The sequence below is a fragment of the Moraxella sp. ZY210820 genome, assembly GCF_030674635.1.
GTDB lineage: Bacteria > Pseudomonadota > Gammaproteobacteria > Pseudomonadales > Moraxellaceae > Acinetobacter.
Window position 1 is genome coordinate 1894995 of record NZ_CP089978.1, and the last position, 18411, is coordinate 1913405.

The following is an 18411-nucleotide window of genomic DNA, read 5'->3' on the forward strand; positions in this document are numbered from 1 at the left end:
ATTTTGAGATAAATGGTAGGGGCGAATTACATTCGCCCAATAAATACGATATTCACACAGGGCGAATATGATTCGCCCCTACATCCATCAATTTAAAATTGTGTAGGGGTAAATTACATTTGCCCAATCATATTTGTCTAGAATACATCGCCCAAACGGAGCAAAAAAATGACCCAAAAAACCACCCAAACCGAAACCGAACTTGAATTAGAAATCATTGACCGCCTATCCAAATACGGCTGGACACCACGCCCTGATTTGTATTACAAAACCGAAAGCGAATTATTAGCCAACTGGCGAGCTATTTTAAATGCCCAAAACAAAGACCGTTTGCAGGGCGTGGAATTAACCGACAACGAATTTGGACAACTGACCGAACAAATTTTTGCCGTCAAAACGCCCATAGAAGCAGGCAAAATGCTTGCCAATGGGCAATTACAAATCGTACGAGATGCCAAAGGTTTGGAAAATACCCCCTTATTTTTGGAATTTTTTTGGCGGCATGATGTCGGTGGCGGTCGCAATAGCTATGAAATTGTCCGCCAAATCCAACGCCCAGCCAGCAAAGAACACCGCAAAGACCGCCGTTTTGACATTACTTTATTGATTTCTGGCATTCCTGTGATTCATTTGGAACTCAAAAAAGACGGCATTAAAACCGATGAGGCTTTTAATCAAATCAAACGATACAGCGAAGAATTGAGTTTTTCAGGATTTTATTCACTCATTCAAATTTTTGTGATATTAAACCCTGATGAATGTCGTTATTTTGCCAATTTTGGACATTATGATAAATTTAATTTTAAATTTGCCTTTAATTGGAAAGATTTTGACAATCAAAATGTATTTGGCACCAGTCAATTTATTGAAAAAGTTTTGTCCGTACCAATGGGGCATAAATTGGTATCGCTTTATACCATTTTTGATAATGAGCGAAACGCCTTAAAAGTATTGCGGTCATATCAAATTTATGCGGTGGAAGCCATATTAGAGCGATTAAATGGAGCGGAGTTTGGCATTAATCACGAATCCAAATTGGGCGGTTATGTTTGGCATACCACAGGTTCGGGCAAAACAATGACTTCTTTTAAAACCGCCGAATTGGTCAGCACCTTGCCCAATGTAGATAAAGTGGTGTTTTTGGCGGACAGAAATGAGCTGGTGAAACAAACCATTGATGAATATCAATCTTTTGGTGAAGAAGACAGTATTACCGCCACTCGCAATTCTTATGCTTTATTAAAAGCCATCAATCACAAAACCAAAGATAAACTCATTGTTACCAGTATTCAAAAAGCCAATAAAGTCGCAGGTTTGGAGCAAGATAAAATCAAAGACAAAAACATTGTGTTTATTGTTGATGAAGCCCATCGCTCTACCGCAGGCGAAATGCTGATTCAAATTCGGCAAATGTTTGGGCGTTCTGTTTGGTTTGGCTTTACTGGCACACCGTTGTTTAATGAAAATAAACGAGATGTTACCACGCACGAATTATTTGGTGAAGCCTTGCACATTTATTCGGTGGCAGACGGTATTTTTGATAAAAATGTTTTGCCTTTTGATGTTCGGCAAAATTTCACTTATGATGCTTATGAATTACGCCAAAAAGTCGCAGAATTTAAAGACCCTTCCAAAGGCGAAGTTTATCAAAAATGGCTGTCTGAAAAAAGCGATTTGGAAATAGAAAAAGAATTGCCAGAAGATAATTATGGCGAAAATCATATTGATATGGTGGTTAAAGATATTTTAAGAAAATGGGATAATAATTCGTCCAATCGCTTATTTTCGGCAATGCTGACTGTAAAAGACATCAAAACCGCCAATCTGTATTTTGATAAATTAAAAAACAATGACAAAAATATTAGCGTGGCAGTGATTTATGATGACAGTGATAGAAATCAAGACAATGATTTGGAAAACAGTTTAAAATTAGAACAAGCCATTATTCATTACAATCAAAGATTTAATACCAATTTTGGCATTGATAATGTGCCAGCGTATAAAACCGATTTAATGGACAGATTGGCACGCCGTTATCAATATAGAGAAATTGATGACAGCACTCGCCTTGATTTGGTGATTGTGGTGCAGCAGCTTTTGACAGGCTTTGACGCTCCGTATTTAAATACTTTGTATGTGGATAAATTATTGGATTATGCAGGTTTAATTCAAGCCTTTTCACGCACCAATCGCATTACCAATGAACAAAAACAACAAGGCAATATTGAATATTATCGCCGTCCTTTGCAGATGAAATTGCAAATTGATAAGGCATTTGAGTTATACGCCAATAAAGACAATGCCAATGTGATGTATGCACCGACATTGCAGGAAAATATATCAACAATTTGTGCGATTTATCAAGATATTACCACTTTATTTCCCCAAAATGTCAATGGGCAGCCTGATTTTAGTGCATTGCCTGATGATGTACCAAGCCAAAAACAATTTGTGCGTTGGGTCAATGAACTTGAAAAAAATATGATTAAAATCCGTCAGCAGGGTTTTGATATGAACAATGCGGAAGATATGGCAAAATTGCCTTTTGATATTGAAGATTATGGGCGATTACAAGCCCGTTATTTAGATGTGCAAAATGAACATTCAGGCGAAACGGGTGGCGATGACTTGGGTATTTTGCTGATTGACAATACGCTAATTGGTGGCGAACGCATTAAAATTGACAATGATTATATCAGCCAATTATTAAAAAATATTAAACAATCACAAAACAATGCCGATATTGCACGCTTTAATGAATTGTCCACCCAATACCGCAAAACCGACCAAGAGTTATTACAACAAATTTTGGCGGATGCTTTGGCGGGCAAATTGCCTGATGACATTTCTTTAAATTTATTGCTGGACAAATACCGCCAAAGTCGTGAAAAAAGCAATATTTTTGAACTGGTTAATTTGTTTGATTTGGATAAAGCCTTATTTGAAAAATTATTGCACCATCATGTATTTGGTAAAGAAGATTGGCACGAATTTAATCTATTAAAAGATTTGGCAAAAACCGCCGATATGGAAAAAGTCGCCCATTTATACGAGCAAGAAATGGGCAAAGTTGGCAACAAAATGACGTTGAAAAAATATGTAGAAGATAAAATCAAATTTCATATTGAAAAAATATTAAGTGAGCGATAATAATGTAGGGAAAAATAATATTGGTTTAAAATCGTAGGGGAAAATTACATTTTCCTAATAAATACGATATTTATATAGGGCAAATGTGATTCTCCCCTACGCAAAAAAATATTGTAGGGGCAAATTATATTTGCCCAAAATTACATTCGCCCCAACATATCCATTAACACAATGATGCCAAATGTCGCATCACAATATCAGTATCTTTGTTTTCAAGTTCTTGAATGATATGCAAATAGGTCTGCTGAGTGGTGGTCATGCTCGAATGCCCAAGCCGTCTTGCCACACTGGCAATAGATACGCCTGCAAATAACAACAATGAGGCATGGGTATGGCGTAAACCGTGTACGCTAATCACAGAAATGCCCGCTTTTTTACAATGGCGGGCAATGCGGTAATTGACGGTGGAATTATAAACTTTATCGCCCGTTTTCATTAAACCCACAAAAATGGGTGTTTCGGGGTCGCTGTTTAAGTTTTTGATTAAGCCTGAAAATTGCATTACCGTTTGCCAGTCTAATTGAATTTTGCGAACTGATGAGCGGTTTTTGGTAGGTAAAAATCCGCCATTGTTTTTATAATCCCAAGTTTTATTGACGCTTAAAGTTTGATGAGCAAAATCAAAATCACCTGTGGTAATGGCAAGGGCTTCAGAAAAACGCATACCTGTTTTGGCAATCAATAAAATAAACCAATCCCAATTTAATTGTTGATTTAAATTAAGTTGATTGAGTAATAATTGCAATTCATTTTGATTTAAAAATTTGATTTTTTTATTGGCAGGGGTTTTGCCTTTGATAATGGCTTTGCGAGTGGGGTCATTGTCAATCAAGCCTTCATCAACCGCATCCAAAATCGCCCCTTTGATTTGATGATGAAAATCCATCGTGGTTTGGCGTTCGTGGACTTCGGCATAATCATTGAGCAATTTTTGATAACGAGAACGCGACAATTCGCCAACCTGCAAATCTGGGGCAAGTTTTTTGAGCCAATACAAACTGGATTGGTATTTTTTCATCGTAACAGGACGCACCGCCCCTTCTTTGTAGGTCTTGACCCATTGTTCAAAGTAATCGGAAAATAAAGTTTGTTTCATAAAATCATCACTCATAATTAAAAAAGAGTGTGTATTTTAGGTTTTTTAATGATTTTATTGATTAAATTTTTTCAGGCAGCCTGAAACCCAATCATCATTTTGCTTGATATCTAATTATCAAAATTATCCATTATCGCCAATAATCCCAATCCTTTATAATAGACTTCTTGCGAAATTAGAAAAGTAAAAGGAAAACCGTTCGCCCTGAGCTTGTCGAAGGGTCGGTTTTCCTATGGTTCGACAAGCTCACCACGAACGGAAAACCGATTTTCGCAAGAGGTTTAATATTCATTTTTAATCATTTAGGAATCGTAAAATGACCCACCCCGTAAAATCCTACGCTGCTTTTTCAGCAACCACACCGCTTACTCCACACAGTTTTGAACGCCGAGAACTCCGTGAAGACGATGTTTTAATTGATATTTTGTACTGTGGCGTATGCCATTCAGACTTGCATATGGCTCGCAATGATTGGGGCTGGACGCAAAGTTATCCGCTTGTACCGGGACACGAAATCATCGGTCGTGTTGCCAAAGTCGGTAAAAACGCCAACAAATTTAAAATTGGCGATTTGGTCGGTGTCGGCTGTATGGTGGACTCTTGCCGTGAATGTAGCCCTTGCCAGCACGGTTTGGAGCAGTACTGCGAAGTGGGCAACATCGGGACTTATGGCGGTATTGACCGCTTTGACGGCACACCAACACAAGGCGGTTACAGTACAGGCGTGGTGGTGAGCGAAGATTTTGTCTTAAAAGTCTCTGAAACATTGGACACCAAAGCGGTTGCCCCTCTTTTGTGTGCAGGCATTACCACCTACTCGCCCCTGCGTCATTGGAATGTCAAAGCTGGCTCAAAAGTCGCTGTTGTCGGGCTTGGCGGACTTGGGCATATGGCGGTCAAACTGGCTCACGCAATGGGGGCAGAAGTTACGCTTTTTACCCGCTCACTGGGCAAAGCTAATGATGCTTACCGTTTGGGGGCAAGCCGTGTGGTGCTTTCTACCGATGAAAACCAGATGAAAGAAGTCGCCAATACCTTTGATTTGATTATTGATACCGTGCCATACACCCACGATTTAAAACCTTATATGCCAACTTTGGCATTGGACGGTACGCTGGTGCTGGTGGGACTGGTGGGCGAACTCAAAGAAACCATCAACACCGTACCGATGATTGTCGGTCGCCGCAGTATTTCTGCTTCTGTGATTGGTGGCATTGCCGAAACCCAAGAAATGCTGGATTTTTGTGCCGAGCATAACATCGTGCCAGATGTGGAAATGATTGATATGCAAAATATCAATGATGCGTATGAAAGAATGCTTAAATCCGATGTGAAATATCGCTTTGTGATTGATATGGGGAGTTTGAGAGGATAAGTTCTTTTGCATAAAAAACACCGTTTTCAGGGTTGGAAACGGTGTTTTTTGTTTTTTTCAGGCTGTCTAAAAAAAATACTTGTCCAGTTTTCGGTTGTTTTTGTATAAATTAACCCATAAAATAAAGCACCTTCTTTATTTTATGATGAAAAATGAAAAACTTATCTTTAACTCACGAGCGAATGTACCAAGCCATTTTGGAAAAAGATACGACATTTGAAGGCATATTTTTTACGGCTGTAAAAACCACAGGCATTTTTTGTCGTCCGTCTTGTACCGCTAGAAAACCCAAAAGCGAAAATGTAGAATTTTTTGCGACCACCAAAGAATGTATTTTAAAAGGCTATCGCCCTTGCAAAGTTTGTCGTCCATTACAACATTTAGACCAAACACCTACCGCAATTCAAGCCATTCTTGATGAATTTACCCAAAATCCCAGTCTAAAATTCACAGATTTTGAATTAAAACAACGAAATATTGACCCCAAATTCATTCGCCGTTGGTTTTTAAAAAATCACGGTATGACTTTTCACGCTTTTTGTCGTATGTATCGCATTAACTCTGCCTTTAAAAAAATTCAATCAGGCGAACAAATCACCCATACCGCATTTGATTTGGGCTTTGATTCATTAAGCGGTTTTTCAGACTCTTTTAAAAAAATATTTGGCGTTTCTCCCAAACAAGGTAAAACCCAAACTCTTATTAATTTAAAAAGAATAGAAACACCGCTTGGCACAATGATGACTTGTGCTACCGATAAAGGCATTTGTTTATTGGAATTTACCGACCGAAAAATGCTTGAAACGGAATTAAAAAATATCGCCAAACGCCAAAATGCCATTCTTATTCAGGGCGACAATCCGTTTTTTGAAATTTTGGAAATACAATTAAAAGAATATTTTGCCCAAAAACGCACCGAATTTAGTGTGCCATTGCATTTGATTGGTACCGATTTTCAACAAAAAGTTTGGCAAATTTTACAACAAATTCCTTATGGCAAAACTTATTCTTATGGACAACAAGCCAAAATCTTGGGCAATCCCAAAGCAGTTAGAGCAGTCGCCAATGCCAATGGAATGAATAGCATTGCTATATTGGTGCCGTGTCATCGTGTGATTGGTGCAAACGGTGAATTAACAGGGTATGGCGGTGGACTTTGGCGAAAACAATATTTATTAGAATTGGAAAACCCATTAAGCAGCCATCATTAATTTTAAGGTAAATTTATGAAACAGTTAATTTTAAAAAATGAATGCCTAATTATAGGCAATGTATGGGACAGCTTGTCAGCGATAATACACGAACAAGCAGGTTTTAAGGCATTGGGTACAACCAGTTGGGGAATTGCCAATACTTTGGGCTACCAAGACGGACAACGGATTGGTTTTGATGAGCTTAAAAATGTTGTATCGCAAATTTTAAAAGTCATTACAATACCATTGTCAGTAGATATAGAAGCAGGATATGGCAAAAATAATCAAGAAATTATTGATAATATATTAACACTTGCAAAAATGGGGTGTGCTGGGGTAAATTTAGAGGATTCTCTCCCCAATCAAGGACTAAAAGATAAAAATGAATTTGCCATTTTAATAAAAGAAACCAAAACAGCATTGGTTAATAATGGTTTTGATGATTTTTATTTTAATATCAGAACAGATACTTATTTGACGCTTGACAACCCAATAGAAGAAACCATTAGCAGGGCGGTTTTGTATCAAAATTTTGGAGCAGATGGTATTTTTATACCTTGCATTCAAAAAGATGAAGACATCAAAAAAGTTTTGGAAAACATCAATATTCCTTTAAATGTAATGTGTTTACCTAGTTTGACTGATATAAAAAGATTAAAAACATTGGGCGTGCAAAGAATAAGTTATGGCAATGCTATGTCTGATTATATTATTTGTCAAATTGAGCAACTCACAAAATCCATTTTAAATGAACAAAATACCGCTTGTTTGTATCGTCATCAGGGAGTAATAACAAAATTTAAATAAATGATTTTAGTTGTAAATGAATAAGGTGTATTAAAAAACGCCTTATTTTAGGCAGCCTGAAAAATCATCATCATTTTAACTGATACCTAATTATCAAAATTATCAATTATCCCCAATAACCCTAATCCCTTATAATATATCCGTTTGTAACCTAAGCCAAAACCATTAGGAAACCCAAATTCTAATGGTTTGATTTATTTGATGTATGATGAAACCCATTTTTAAAAAATTCCTTAAATTCACCCTAGCCACTTTGGGCGTACTCACGCTGATTGTGGCTATTTTGGGCATTCTGCTCTACCGCAATTTGGGTGCATTGCCCGATGAAAGCCGTTTTGCCCATTTGCCTTATTACAAAAACGGGCAATTTACCAATCTTTATACCGATGATTTGCCCTATTATCCCGACAAAGCCACAGGCAAAGGCGGTTTTATCTTTAATTATTATTTACCAACGATTTTATTCAATCAACGGTTTTAGGCTACCTGAAACTTTTATTTTATATGCCCCAAATTCCCCTCCAATCACTCCACCAATGCATAAATATTCTCTCCTGTTACAGCCCTTAGTCTATTGGGATTTAATCAGTTGGGGCGATAGGCAAGAAATAACATTTTCTATGGCAATCAATTATCACGCTTTAATTTTCTAACCCAAGTATCCCAAGAATCTAAAATAACAGAAATGGTATGGCTACGTTCAAATTTACTACGCTCCATACTTTCTTCATAATCATTCACTGTTCTACCGCCAATAATAACCGTACGGATATTAATATCTTTATTCTCATCTACCTGTAATTTGGGTTTTGCACCCAGTAAAGTGTGCTTGATTGGTGATTTATTTTTCTCTGCCAGCTTTCTAATTTTATGGCATTCTTTTCTAAATTCATCATAATAACGACCATATATGCTATCTAATCTGTTTCTAATTTGTTGTGCGGCAATTGAAATATGAGAATGCGGTTGTTTATAGCCCGTCTGATTAAATAGATTAAAATCAGAACCTTTGATTTCAATTAAAATAACCATCATTCTTGAACGACCAGTAAAAATGACAAAATCCACAAAACCATCTTTGTCTTTTGTGCCTTTATGAATGGGATATTCAGAAAAAACAATGTATTCATCTTCTAATTCAGCATAAATCTCTCCAAAAAATGACAAATCTTCTTTAAAGAAAGACAACAATTCTCTTTCTTTGGCATTGGATTGGATTAAGTTAATTAATTCCTGCTTGGATTTCATTTGTTTTTCAATGGCTAGTTTTCTTTGAATAAAACGACTGCTCTCAAACCAAGGAAAATCAGCCCAAATATTTCTCTTAAAACGAATGGTATCAGCTTGATGAATAATGGCTGAATTGTATGATGAACGGTCATTGATGAGATTGTTAAAATTCTCCTCTCCAATGATTTCAATCATTTGATGATTATTCAAAGTTTGCCATTGTGGTTTTTTATTTAAATTAATTGTTGTCAAATCAAAAGAATTATTGGTATCGCCTAATTTTTCATAATGTTCAATAAAAATATGCTTTTTAAAACCAAATTCATTATGCAGCTTTTCAATAATGATTTCTACAGCATTGGTAACCGATTGCCCATCATTTTTATCCAATTCAGTTAAAATGGTAACAGGTTGTTGGTTGCTCATATAAGTTCGGACACGGCAAAAACCTTTTAACTTATCACTAGTAAAATCCAAAACAAAATCCAATATTTTCATCGTTTATATATCCTCAATTCCCAAAGACTTTAAATATTGATAAGTACAATCATGATATGCGCAAATCCTCGTTTTATCCTCATTATTACCATTGGGAATCCAAATCACCATACCCTGTCTGGCACGAGTTAATAATACCCGATAAGCATTCAATAAATATCTTTGATTGTGAACTTGATTAATGTTTTGCCATTTACTGCCTTTAAAATTTTGATAATGCCAAACACCATTTTGGATATAAAAATTGGCGTCCCAAGCCACACAAGCCCAATCCAATTCTAAACCTTGTACACTAAATTCAGTTGCCACATCTTCCAAAAAATATGCTGAACGCACATCATCACTGTCATTTAAAAACCAATCACTTTCATTGATTTCATTTTTAACATCTATGCCAAAGGCTTTTAAGCGCCTTCCACCTGATGACGCTAACAAACCATAACGCTCCGAGCTTTTGGCGTGTTGTTTGAGCCATTGCTTTGCCTTATCCAAGTTTCTTGTTAAAACAATGGGATAATTTTCATTGATAAGTTGATATAATTGTTTGGCGGTATCGGTATTGAGTTGTAGTAATTGATTGATAAAATAAGAAAGCTGCTCGGAGCGAAATGAACGCACCGAATTGGCTAAATGTAATTCGTTTTTTGTTTGACCATATTGATTTAAATACTCAATTAACTCACCATTATTTAAATATTCAGGCTGCCTAATTAAATAAGGTGAATAATAAAGCTGCCAATCATTAAAATGATGGTTTAATGCATTTATCCATTCAGAAATACCTGCTTCACCCGTATTGATTTCTTGTCCACCACCAATTAAGCAAATAATCACACACCAATCTTGATGGCGATTCATCACATCAATCAAAAATTGTGGCTCGGATTGATTAAAATTTTCCAGACTGCGTTTTTCTTTCATAAATTTACTGGCTTGTTCTTGATTCCAGGCACGTTGCGCTTCATCAAAAATCACGACTTTTTCAATAGGGGCGCCTTTATCTTTTAAATATTCATCGCGAAAATGATGAATATTTTGAATAAAAGCTTCAACCTTTGGTCGTGCCGCTTTTTTATTGGGCGCTTGTCCTGTTTTGACCGAATCACGCACCAACGCTTCACGCAAAACATTGACAAGCGGCCCATTGCCTGATAAAAACACGGCGTGCTCCGCTTCGTCAATATTCATACGCTGTGTGGCAATATTCAGCCCCGCCAGTGTCTTGCCTGCACCTGGCACACCCGTGATAAAACAAATGGATTTTTGCTTGGCTTGTTTGCTGTGCTCGATAATCTGATGTAAGCATTGGTTGGTTAAGCCTAAATTTTGGGCGCCCGCATCTGAACGTGTAATGCTTGCCACACTGTGTCCTTGATATAGTGCTTGGGCGGCCTCCACGATGGTTGGTGTGGGGTGATAGGGTGAATTTGCCCAGTCTTGTGCATTAAGTGTTGGTTGCTCTGGTGTGGATTTAGATTGAAGCAGTTTAGCTAATTGGCTGGCATTGGTGGTAATGGCAGTATTAAATTTGGCTGCCTTCTCAAAGTCAAATGCGCTACACTCAGGTGCATTTTCAGCCACCAAAACAGGAATTAAATATGCCTGATGATTGCCTTGATGGAAATTTTTTAAATCCAAGCAATAATCAATCACTTGATTAATGGCGTGTTTGTCATATTGCTTAGCACCGATTTTAAATTCCACAACAAAAATTGTCTGACCGATGATGATAATATTGTCCACGCGTTTGCCCATTCTGGGAATGGAAAACTCAAAGAAAATATGTCCTTGTAAAGTGTGTAATGAATTTTGCAAAATCTCAATCTGTCTTAGCCAGGCATTTCTTTGACTATCTTCTAAGCTACGGTTTAGGTGATTTTTGCTTAAATGCCCTAAAATATGTTCAGGATTTTCATTGATAAAGTTTGTGATAGGATTTTGATAGTAGGCGCGTTGAAACATAAAATAATCCCATAAATTGATTGTTATAAATACAAATTATTGATGAAGTTTATTGTCTTTTGTCCAAAATCCCACACAAATTATTTTCAAGCCAATCCACCAACGCATAAATCCGCTCCCCCGCCTGCCGTCCATACTCGGTCAGCGTGTAGTCGGTGTGCGGTGGTACGGTGTTGTAGGATTTGCGGATTAACATTCCGTCCGTTTCAAGTTGTTTTAGGGTTTCAGACAGCATCCGTTCGCTCACGCCTTCAATCTCACGGCGGATTTCGCCAAAGCGTTTTGTACCGTTTAACAGCACAATCATCACAAGCACGCCCCAACGACTGGTTAAGTGGTTTAATATCGCACGACTGGGGCAGTTTTTGGAGAGCACCCGTCCTTTGTTCAAATCGTTTGTGTTTAATTCATTCATCACAATGCCTTAAAGTGGTTAAATAGTACTTACTTTTTTGTAAGTACTTATAAAAATATCTGTATTTTGCTATTATAATTAAAATCAACAAGATAAACAAGGTGGCAAAATGGCTCAAATGTTTTGGCTATTGCTGGCTTTGGGTTTGATAAGCTGGCTGGTATTTGGCAAAAAGCCCAAGCGTCATCTACCGCTTGGGCGGTGGGTTGGGCAGGCGGTGTGGGTGCAAGACGGGGTTTGTTACACGGTGGAGGAAGTGGCGTTTGATGATTATCAAGGGGCGATACACGGCTACTTTCGCCTTGTGCCTGCGGTCTTGGCATTGGCAAAGGTGTGTGAAGAACGCTATGATTTTTTTGATTTTTATTCGGTGGCAATACGCTTTGAGACCCATTCGGCACGGCTACTTCGTCTGGTGGATAAGGTGCGTTTGGTGCAAAGCGACAGACCAATGGATTTGGACGAATTTGAGGCAAAAATCAGCTCTTTTGCTTATCAGCCTTTAAAATAAAACCATATTTTTCAATGACTTAATATGTATTTTTTATACTTACTTTTTTGTAAGTACTTCTATTTAAAAATTAACTTTCTTATAATATGACTATCGCAAGCAAATTGAATTTTTAACCAAAATAGGAGCTTAGCTATGAAAAAATTTGCAGTCATCGGTGCCACAGGTTTGGTTGGTTCGGCAGTGATCAAAGAGCTTGCCGCTCGTGGTCATCAAGTAACCGCTTTTGCCAGAAACATTGACAAGGTCGTGCAGGCGGATAATGTCAAGCCGGTGGCGATTGATGTGAACAGTCCTGACTTTGCCAATCAGTTATCAGGCTTTGATGCGGTGGTCAATGCCTTTAATGCAGGCTGGGAAAATCCCAATATTGTCAATGACCTAAAAACAGGACACGCCAATATTTTGACCGCCAGCAAAACCTCTGATGTGCCTTATCTTTTGGTGGTGGGCGGTGCAGGCAGTCTAAATGTCGCCCCAAATCTGCAATTGGTGGACACGCCTGATTTTCCTGCCGATGTTTATCCTGCGGCGAATGTGGTGCGTGAGCTTTTAACCGAACTTCGCACCCGTACCGATGTGAATTGGGCATTTTTATCGCCTGCGGCGATGTTTGCGGTCAATCCTGTTTCTTTTGAAAAAACAGGATCTTACCGTATCGGTGGCGATAATGTGCTGTTTAATGCCGACGGTACGCCTGCCGACATTAGCGTGGCGGATTTGGCGGTGGCAATTAGCGATGATGTGGAGAAAAAAGCACATTTGCATCAGCGTTTTACCGTTGCCAATTAATCATTGATCCATTTTAACACCAAAAATCAGCCCACTTAAACATCATTTTTAAGTGGGTGTTTTTAAGAAAAACTTATGAAATTCATTTACTTATTTGACCCCTTATGCGGTTGGTGCTATGCGTCATCGGTGGGCATTGGCAAATTGGCACAGACGCATATGGTTGATATTTATGCCACAGGACTGTTTGCCAGTACTGGCAAAATCATTGACGAGCAGTTTGCCAAGCACGCTTGGACGAACGACAGCTGTATCGCCCAAATCACAGGTTTGCCATTTAGCGAAAATTATCGCCAATTATTGCTAAAAGGCGGGGCGTTTGATTCCTTCCCCTTGACGCAGGCGTGTTATTTGTTAAGGAAGGATAATCCAAACGAAGTGTTGCCAATATTTTCCCAGTTGCAAAAAATCCGTTATGTGGACGGGCAGGACACCAGCGACATTGATGTAGTGAAACAAGGTTTGATTGAATTGGGTAAAAATGAACTTGCTAGGCGTTTGGGCGATGATGATGTGATTGCAGGGGCGAATGCGTGGATATGATAAGGACAACTTTTGGCTCATCAATTTGCCATCAATGGTGTGCCAAGTTTAATTGCTAAAATTGATGGTAAATTTGTGAATGTGCCAAATGGTTTTTTGTATCAAGATACGGATAATGTGGAGGAGAATATTCGGCGATTTTTATCGCAAATTTAAAGTTTCAGGCTGTCTAACAGAACATATTATAACCCCACCTGATATACCCACCCATAACAACACTCAATTTTCCAAAATAACCCAAATCTGCTATAATAACGCACTTGTAACCTAAGCCAAAACCATTAGGACACCCAAATCCTAATGGTTTGATTTATTTGATGTATAATGAAACCCATTTTTAAAAAATTCCTTAAATTTACCCTAGCCACTTTGGGCGTACTCACGCTATTGGAGTGGCGACACGGGTTATGCCCCGCATTTTAGCGACATCGGCAAAAAATACGGTGGATTTGACATCGCTTTTATGGAAATTGATGCCGCCAATCAAGGCTGGCCCAAAACGCATATGTTCGCCCACCAATCGGTTCAGGCTGCTTTGGATTTGAACGCAAAAAAAATCGTGCCAATACACTGGGGCGTGTTTAGTCTTGGTAGAAATCCGTGGTACGAGTCTATTGACAATGCGGTAAAAAGTGCCAAAGAACACAATTTGCCCATTGATGTCCCCAAAATGGGTGAGAAATATGCGGACGGTTTTGTAAATGAGGGTTGGTGGGAAAATAAAGCTTTAAGAAAAGAATAATTTTATATGCTTACCAAATTCTCAACTCATTATAAGTTATTGATTTTATGGAATAGGAATTATTATTTACCCATACAAAATTAAATGTTATATCAAATAAAATACTTAAATTTCCCCTAATTTTCAGGTAAAATAGCCATTTTCCTGTCTATTTAGGTTGAATTGTGCGATTATCTTCCCAGCAAAAACAAGAAACTACAGCAGTGATGGCAAAAGACCGTTACCGTCTTTATCGTCTCAAAAAAGAACAAAAAATTGAACAATATCAAAAATTACTAGAAAAATCTCAACAACAAGTACAAGCTCGTATTGCACGACTGCCTCACATTCAACTGAATCAAGATTTGCCAGTCAGTCAATATGCCGAAAAATTAATCAATGCTATTCAGCAGTATCAAGTGATTATCGTGGCTGGGGAAACAGGTTCAGGTAAAACGACACAATTACCACAAATTGCAATGCTGGCAAGACGTGGATTAACAGGTCTCATTGGACATACACAACCACGCCGACTCGCAGCAAGAAGTGTATCTCAACGGATTGCAGAAGAATTAGGCGAGCCTTTAGGACAGACAGTGAGTTTTAAGGTGCGTTTTAATGAGCAGGGGAATGAAGATTCGATTGTACGTTTGATGACCGATGGGATTTTATTAGCAGAATTGGCAAATGACCGTTATTTGACCAAATATGATACCATTATTATTGATGAAGCACATGAACGTTCACTCAATATTGATTTTATTCTCGGTTATTTGAAAACAATTTTAGCTAAACGCCCTGATTTAAAAGTGATTGTTACCTCAGCAACTTTAGATGTAGAGCGTTTTAGTCGTTATTTTCATGATGCACCTATTTTTCAGGTTGAAGGGCGTAGTTACCCTGTTGAAGTCCGTTATCGTCCAATTTCGGAATTATCGATTGTGGGGAGTGATGATGATGAATTTGATGAGTTTGAAGAAAATTTACCTCGTGCCGTGGTGCAAGCGGTAGAGGAGTGTTTTGCTGATGCTGAACACACAGGACACCCAGAACACGCTGATATTTTAATCTTTGCTAGTACTGAACAGGAAATTCGAGAATTACAAGATATTCTGCAAAAACAGCAATTTAGGCATGTTGAAATTCTGCCATTATATGCTCGTTTAGCATTATCTGAGCAACAAAAAATTTTTAATCCAACGGGTGCAGGGCGGAGAATTATTATTGCAACCAATGTGGCAGAGACAGCTTTAACAGTACCGAATATTCGTTATGTGATTGATAGTGGTTTTGCTCGAATTTCACGCTATAGTTATCGTTCTCGTGTACAACGTTTGCCAATTGAGGCGATTTCTCAGGCATCGGCAAATCAGCGTAAAGGGCGATGTGGGCGTATTGCGGAAGGGGTGTGTATTCGCCTCTATTCTGAAGAAGATTTTTTAAGTCGTCCAGCATTTACCGAACCTGAAATTAAACGCACCAATTTAGCATCTGTTATTCTACAAATGCAAAATTTAGGTTTAGGTGATGTGAATGAATTTGATTTTATTGAACCACCTGATTATCGTTTAGTCAATGATGGACGTAAATTATTGATAGAATTGGGTGCATTGCCAAGCGAAACCAAAACACAAGCCAAGAAAAATAAAAAATCTGGTTCATTCTCAACTTTAACCAAAGTTGGACAAATGATGGCAAAGATGCCGATTGATCCACGTTTAGCAAGAATGTTAGTTGCTGGCAATCATTTTGGTGCATTAAGTGAAATATTGATTATTGTCAGTGCATTAGCGGTACAAGACCCACGAGAACGACCACATGATAAACAAATGCAAGCTGACCAAAAACATGCTTTATTTAAAGCAGAAGATTCTGATTTTTTATTTTATGTGAATTTATGGAATACTTTAGAGACGCTAAAAAATGAGCATCAACTGAGTGAAAATAAACGTCGATTATTTGCTAAACAACATTATTTAAGTTGGTTGCGTTTACGGGAATGGCGACAAACCCACCAACAATTATTAGAGATGAGTACTCAATTGGGCATGACATTGAATGAAAAATCAGCAAGTTATGAAAATATTCATCGTGCTTTATTAACAGGATTATTGTCTTTTATTGCCAATAAAACCGAAGAGCGGAATGTGTTTGAAGCAGTTCGCCAACAACGTGCTAGAGTTTTTCCTGCCAGTACCTTACATAAAACCAATACGCCTTGGGTGATGGCATTTGAAATGGTTGAGACTTCACAGGTATATTTGCGTACATTGGCAAAAATTGAACCTGAATGGGTGATTTTAGCGGCTGGTGATTTATTAAAATATCATTATTTTGAGCCACATTGGTCGAAAAAATCAGGGTTAGTTCACGCTTATGCACAAATTTCATTATTTGGCTTAATTTTGGAACCTAAGCGTTTAATCCAATATGAAAAAGTGGATTTGGTCAATGCGCATGAAATTTTTATACGAGATGCATTAGTATGTAATCAGTTAGGTATTATGCCACCATTTTTACAGCATAATCAGCATAAATTACAAGAAATTCAAAAAGTTGAAGATAAATTACGCCGCAGAGATTTGGTGGTTGATGAAGAAATGATTTATCAATTTTATGCTGATAAAGTGGATAAATCGGTTGCATCTCGACAAAGTTTTGAACAGTGGCGAGCAAAAATCGAAGCGAATAATCCTAAATATTTGTATTTTAATGAACAAGATTTGTGGCAAACAGCTCGTCCAACCACACAGCAATTTCCTGATGAATTATCCAATGGTTCATTAAAATTTAAAGTAAAATACCATTTTGACCCAAGCCATGAGAGAGATGGTGCGATTGTTACCGTCCCTGTTCATGCTTTATCACAAATGGATATTGCCCAGTGGTCATGGGGCATTTTAGGGTGGCGTTTAAGTTTGATTGAAAATTTATTAAAAAATTTACCTAAAGATAAACGCCGTCCACTTGTACCAATTCCAGATACTGCTCAAAAATTATATTCTGAAATTGGAGATGGTGTACAAAAACAACACATTTTTGATGTTTTAGCGTATTTATTACGTGGAGACGATATTTTTGCTGATGATTTTTCATTTGAAAAAGTTGATGCCTATTTATTACCATTTATTCATGTGGTTGATGCAAAAGGGCGTGTCTTGGAGCAAGGCAGGGATTTAGCAGAATTACAAATCCGTTGTCGAGATGATAGCCAGCAAGTGTTGATACAATCTGATGAAGAATATTTTGAATTTCCTAAAAAATTTCAATTTGAACATCAACAAAAAGTAACGGGTGTGATTGTAAAGCAATTTCAGGTTGTTGTACCCAAAATTGCATTTATTGATTTAGAAAATTTAACAGATGGTAAAAAATATGGTGTGATTTTACAATCATTTAATGATGAAAAAGTGGCTTTAAGTCGCTATCGACAAGGCATTATCCACTTGATTTATTTACAATTAGGTGATTTAATCCGTCAATTAAAAAAACAAATTCCAAATAACGTATCGTTGGCATATGCTCCATTGGGCAATCAAGCAAAATTAGAACAAATGTTAATTTATGCCACCTTACAACGTTGTATCGATAAATTACCGATGAATGTGTCAGACTATCAACAGTTATTACAACAGGTTAAACAACAATTTTTAACTATAGGACAAGATGTTTTAGCGATTTTTAAAGATGTATTTGTATTATGGCAAGATATTCGTAGCAAAATGCAAGGTTTAAATCGACAAATTTTTGTCGATAGTTTGCAAGATATTGAAGACCAACTTGAATTAATGCAATTATCAAAATGCTTTTATACAAAAATACCTGCAGTGTGGTCTGAATATCCACGCTATTTAAAAGCCTTGCAATTACGTTTAGAACGCTTGCCAAATAATTTAAATCGAGATATTGATGCGATTTATAAAATGGACACTTGGGCAGAAAAATTATTCAGCTTGTTTGATGATAAAAAACGAGAATGGGGGGAAGCAGAACAGTTATTTTATCAACTCACAGAAGAATATCGTATTTCGTTATTTTCTCAGCCAATGAAAACTAAAATCGCCGTGTCAGAGAAAAAGTTAAAAGAAGTTTGGGGAAATATTTTGTGAAAATTAAGT

Annotated in this window: 15 protein-coding genes and 1 pseudogene; 12 read left to right on the forward strand and 4 right to left on the reverse strand. The window is 37.5% G+C overall.

Annotated features, from left to right (window positions below; genetic code table 11):
• The first annotated feature begins 168 nt into the window (after positions 1-168).
• Complete coding sequence (locus LU301_RS09400; RefSeq protein ID WP_305270201.1) at positions 169-3150, forward strand: type I restriction endonuclease subunit R; 2982 nt, start codon at positions 169-171, stop codon at positions 3148-3150.
• 163 nt (positions 3151-3313) lie between these two features.
• Here the strand turns inward: LU301_RS09400 and LU301_RS09405 are convergent, their stop codons facing one another.
• Entirely contained in the window at positions 3314-4246 is a 933-nt protein-coding gene (locus LU301_RS09405; RefSeq protein ID WP_305270203.1) for a site-specific integrase, read from the reverse strand.
• Positions 4247-4562: 316 nt separating this feature from the next.
• On the opposite strand from LU301_RS09405, the gene LU301_RS09410 reads away from it, so the two are divergent.
• The 4 genes from LU301_RS09410 (at position 4563) to LU301_RS09425 (ending at position 8102) form a co-directional block, all read left to right on the forward strand.
• Positions 4563-5621 carry an NAD(P)-dependent alcohol dehydrogenase gene (locus tag LU301_RS09410; RefSeq protein WP_305270205.1) on the forward strand — a complete coding sequence of 353 codons (1059 nt, stop codon included), beginning with the start codon at positions 4563-4565 and terminating at the stop codon, positions 5619-5621.
• Between the two features lie 152 nt (positions 5622-5773).
• The gene (locus LU301_RS09415; RefSeq protein WP_305270207.1) at positions 5774-6832 is read left to right on the forward strand and encodes a bifunctional transcriptional activator/DNA repair enzyme AdaA; all 1059 of its coding nucleotides are present in this window, start codon (positions 5774-5776) and stop codon (positions 6830-6832) included.
• A 15-nt stretch (positions 6833-6847) separates the two neighbouring features.
• Entirely contained in the window at positions 6848-7621 is a 774-nt protein-coding gene (locus tag LU301_RS09420; protein WP_305270209.1) for an isocitrate lyase/PEP mutase family protein, read from the forward strand.
• A 208-nt stretch (positions 7622-7829) separates the two neighbouring features.
• Entirely contained in the window at positions 7830-8102 is a 273-nt protein-coding gene (locus LU301_RS09425) for a hypothetical protein (protein ID WP_305270211.1), read from the forward strand.
• Positions 8103-8248: 146 nt separating this feature from the next.
• Here LU301_RS09425 and LU301_RS09430 read toward each other — a convergent pair whose 3' ends face one another.
• Genes LU301_RS09430 through LU301_RS09440 form a run of 3 tightly spaced genes read right to left on the reverse strand, consistent with a single transcriptional unit; the run spans position 8249 to position 11726 of the window.
• The gene (locus LU301_RS09430; RefSeq protein ID WP_305270213.1) at positions 8249-9349 is read right to left on the reverse strand and encodes a Shedu anti-phage system protein SduA domain-containing protein; all 1101 of its coding nucleotides are present in this window, start codon (positions 9347-9349) and stop codon (positions 8249-8251) included.
• A gap of 3 nt (positions 9350-9352) precedes the next feature.
• Positions 9353-11311, reverse strand: a complete 1959-nt coding sequence (locus LU301_RS09435) for a DUF2075 domain-containing protein (protein ID WP_305270215.1) — start codon at positions 11309-11311, stop codon at positions 9353-9355.
• Positions 11312-11360: 49 nt separating this feature from the next.
• A complete protein-coding gene (locus LU301_RS09440) occupies positions 11361-11726 on the reverse strand; it encodes a winged helix-turn-helix transcriptional regulator (protein WP_305270217.1) in 366 nt (121 codons plus the stop codon).
• A gap of 123 nt (positions 11727-11849) precedes the next feature.
• On the opposite strand from LU301_RS09440, the gene LU301_RS09445 reads away from it, so the two are divergent.
• The 7 genes and pseudogenes from LU301_RS09445 to hrpA all read left to right on the forward strand — a co-directional run bounded on the left by LU301_RS09445 (position 11850) and on the right by hrpA (position 18402).
• Positions 11850-11993 (forward strand): hypothetical protein, encoded by a 144-nt coding sequence (locus tag LU301_RS09445; RefSeq protein WP_305270219.1) that lies wholly within the window; start codon positions 11850-11852, stop codon positions 11991-11993.
• Positions 11974-12237 (forward strand): hypothetical protein, encoded by a 264-nt coding sequence (locus LU301_RS09450; RefSeq protein ID WP_305270221.1) that lies wholly within the window; start codon positions 11974-11976, stop codon positions 12235-12237. Before LU301_RS09445 ends, LU301_RS09450 begins: the two co-directional genes overlap by 20 nt.
• A 135-nt stretch (positions 12238-12372) precedes the next feature.
• Complete coding sequence (locus LU301_RS09455; RefSeq protein WP_305270223.1) at positions 12373-13029, forward strand: NAD(P)-dependent oxidoreductase; 657 nt, start codon at positions 12373-12375, stop codon at positions 13027-13029.
• Between the two features lie 75 nt (positions 13030-13104).
• Positions 13105-13572: a hypothetical protein gene (locus tag LU301_RS09460; RefSeq protein ID WP_305270225.1), complete on the forward strand. Its 468-nt coding sequence runs from the start codon at positions 13105-13107 to the stop codon at positions 13570-13572.
• Between the two features lie 12 nt (positions 13573-13584).
• The gene (locus LU301_RS09465; RefSeq protein WP_305270227.1) at positions 13585-13728 is read left to right on the forward strand and encodes a hypothetical protein; all 144 of its coding nucleotides are present in this window, start codon (positions 13585-13587) and stop codon (positions 13726-13728) included.
• A gap of 241 nt (positions 13729-13969) precedes the next feature.
• Positions 13970-14314, forward strand: a pseudogene (locus LU301_RS09470) (MBL fold metallo-hydrolase); the annotation flags it as partial.
• Positions 14315-14520: 206 nt separating this feature from the next.
• Positions 14521-18402 carry an ATP-dependent RNA helicase HrpA gene (gene hrpA / locus LU301_RS09475; RefSeq protein WP_305274044.1) on the forward strand — a complete coding sequence of 1294 codons (3882 nt, stop codon included), beginning with the start codon at positions 14521-14523 and terminating at the stop codon, positions 18400-18402.
• Positions 18403-18411: the final 9 nt, after the last annotated feature.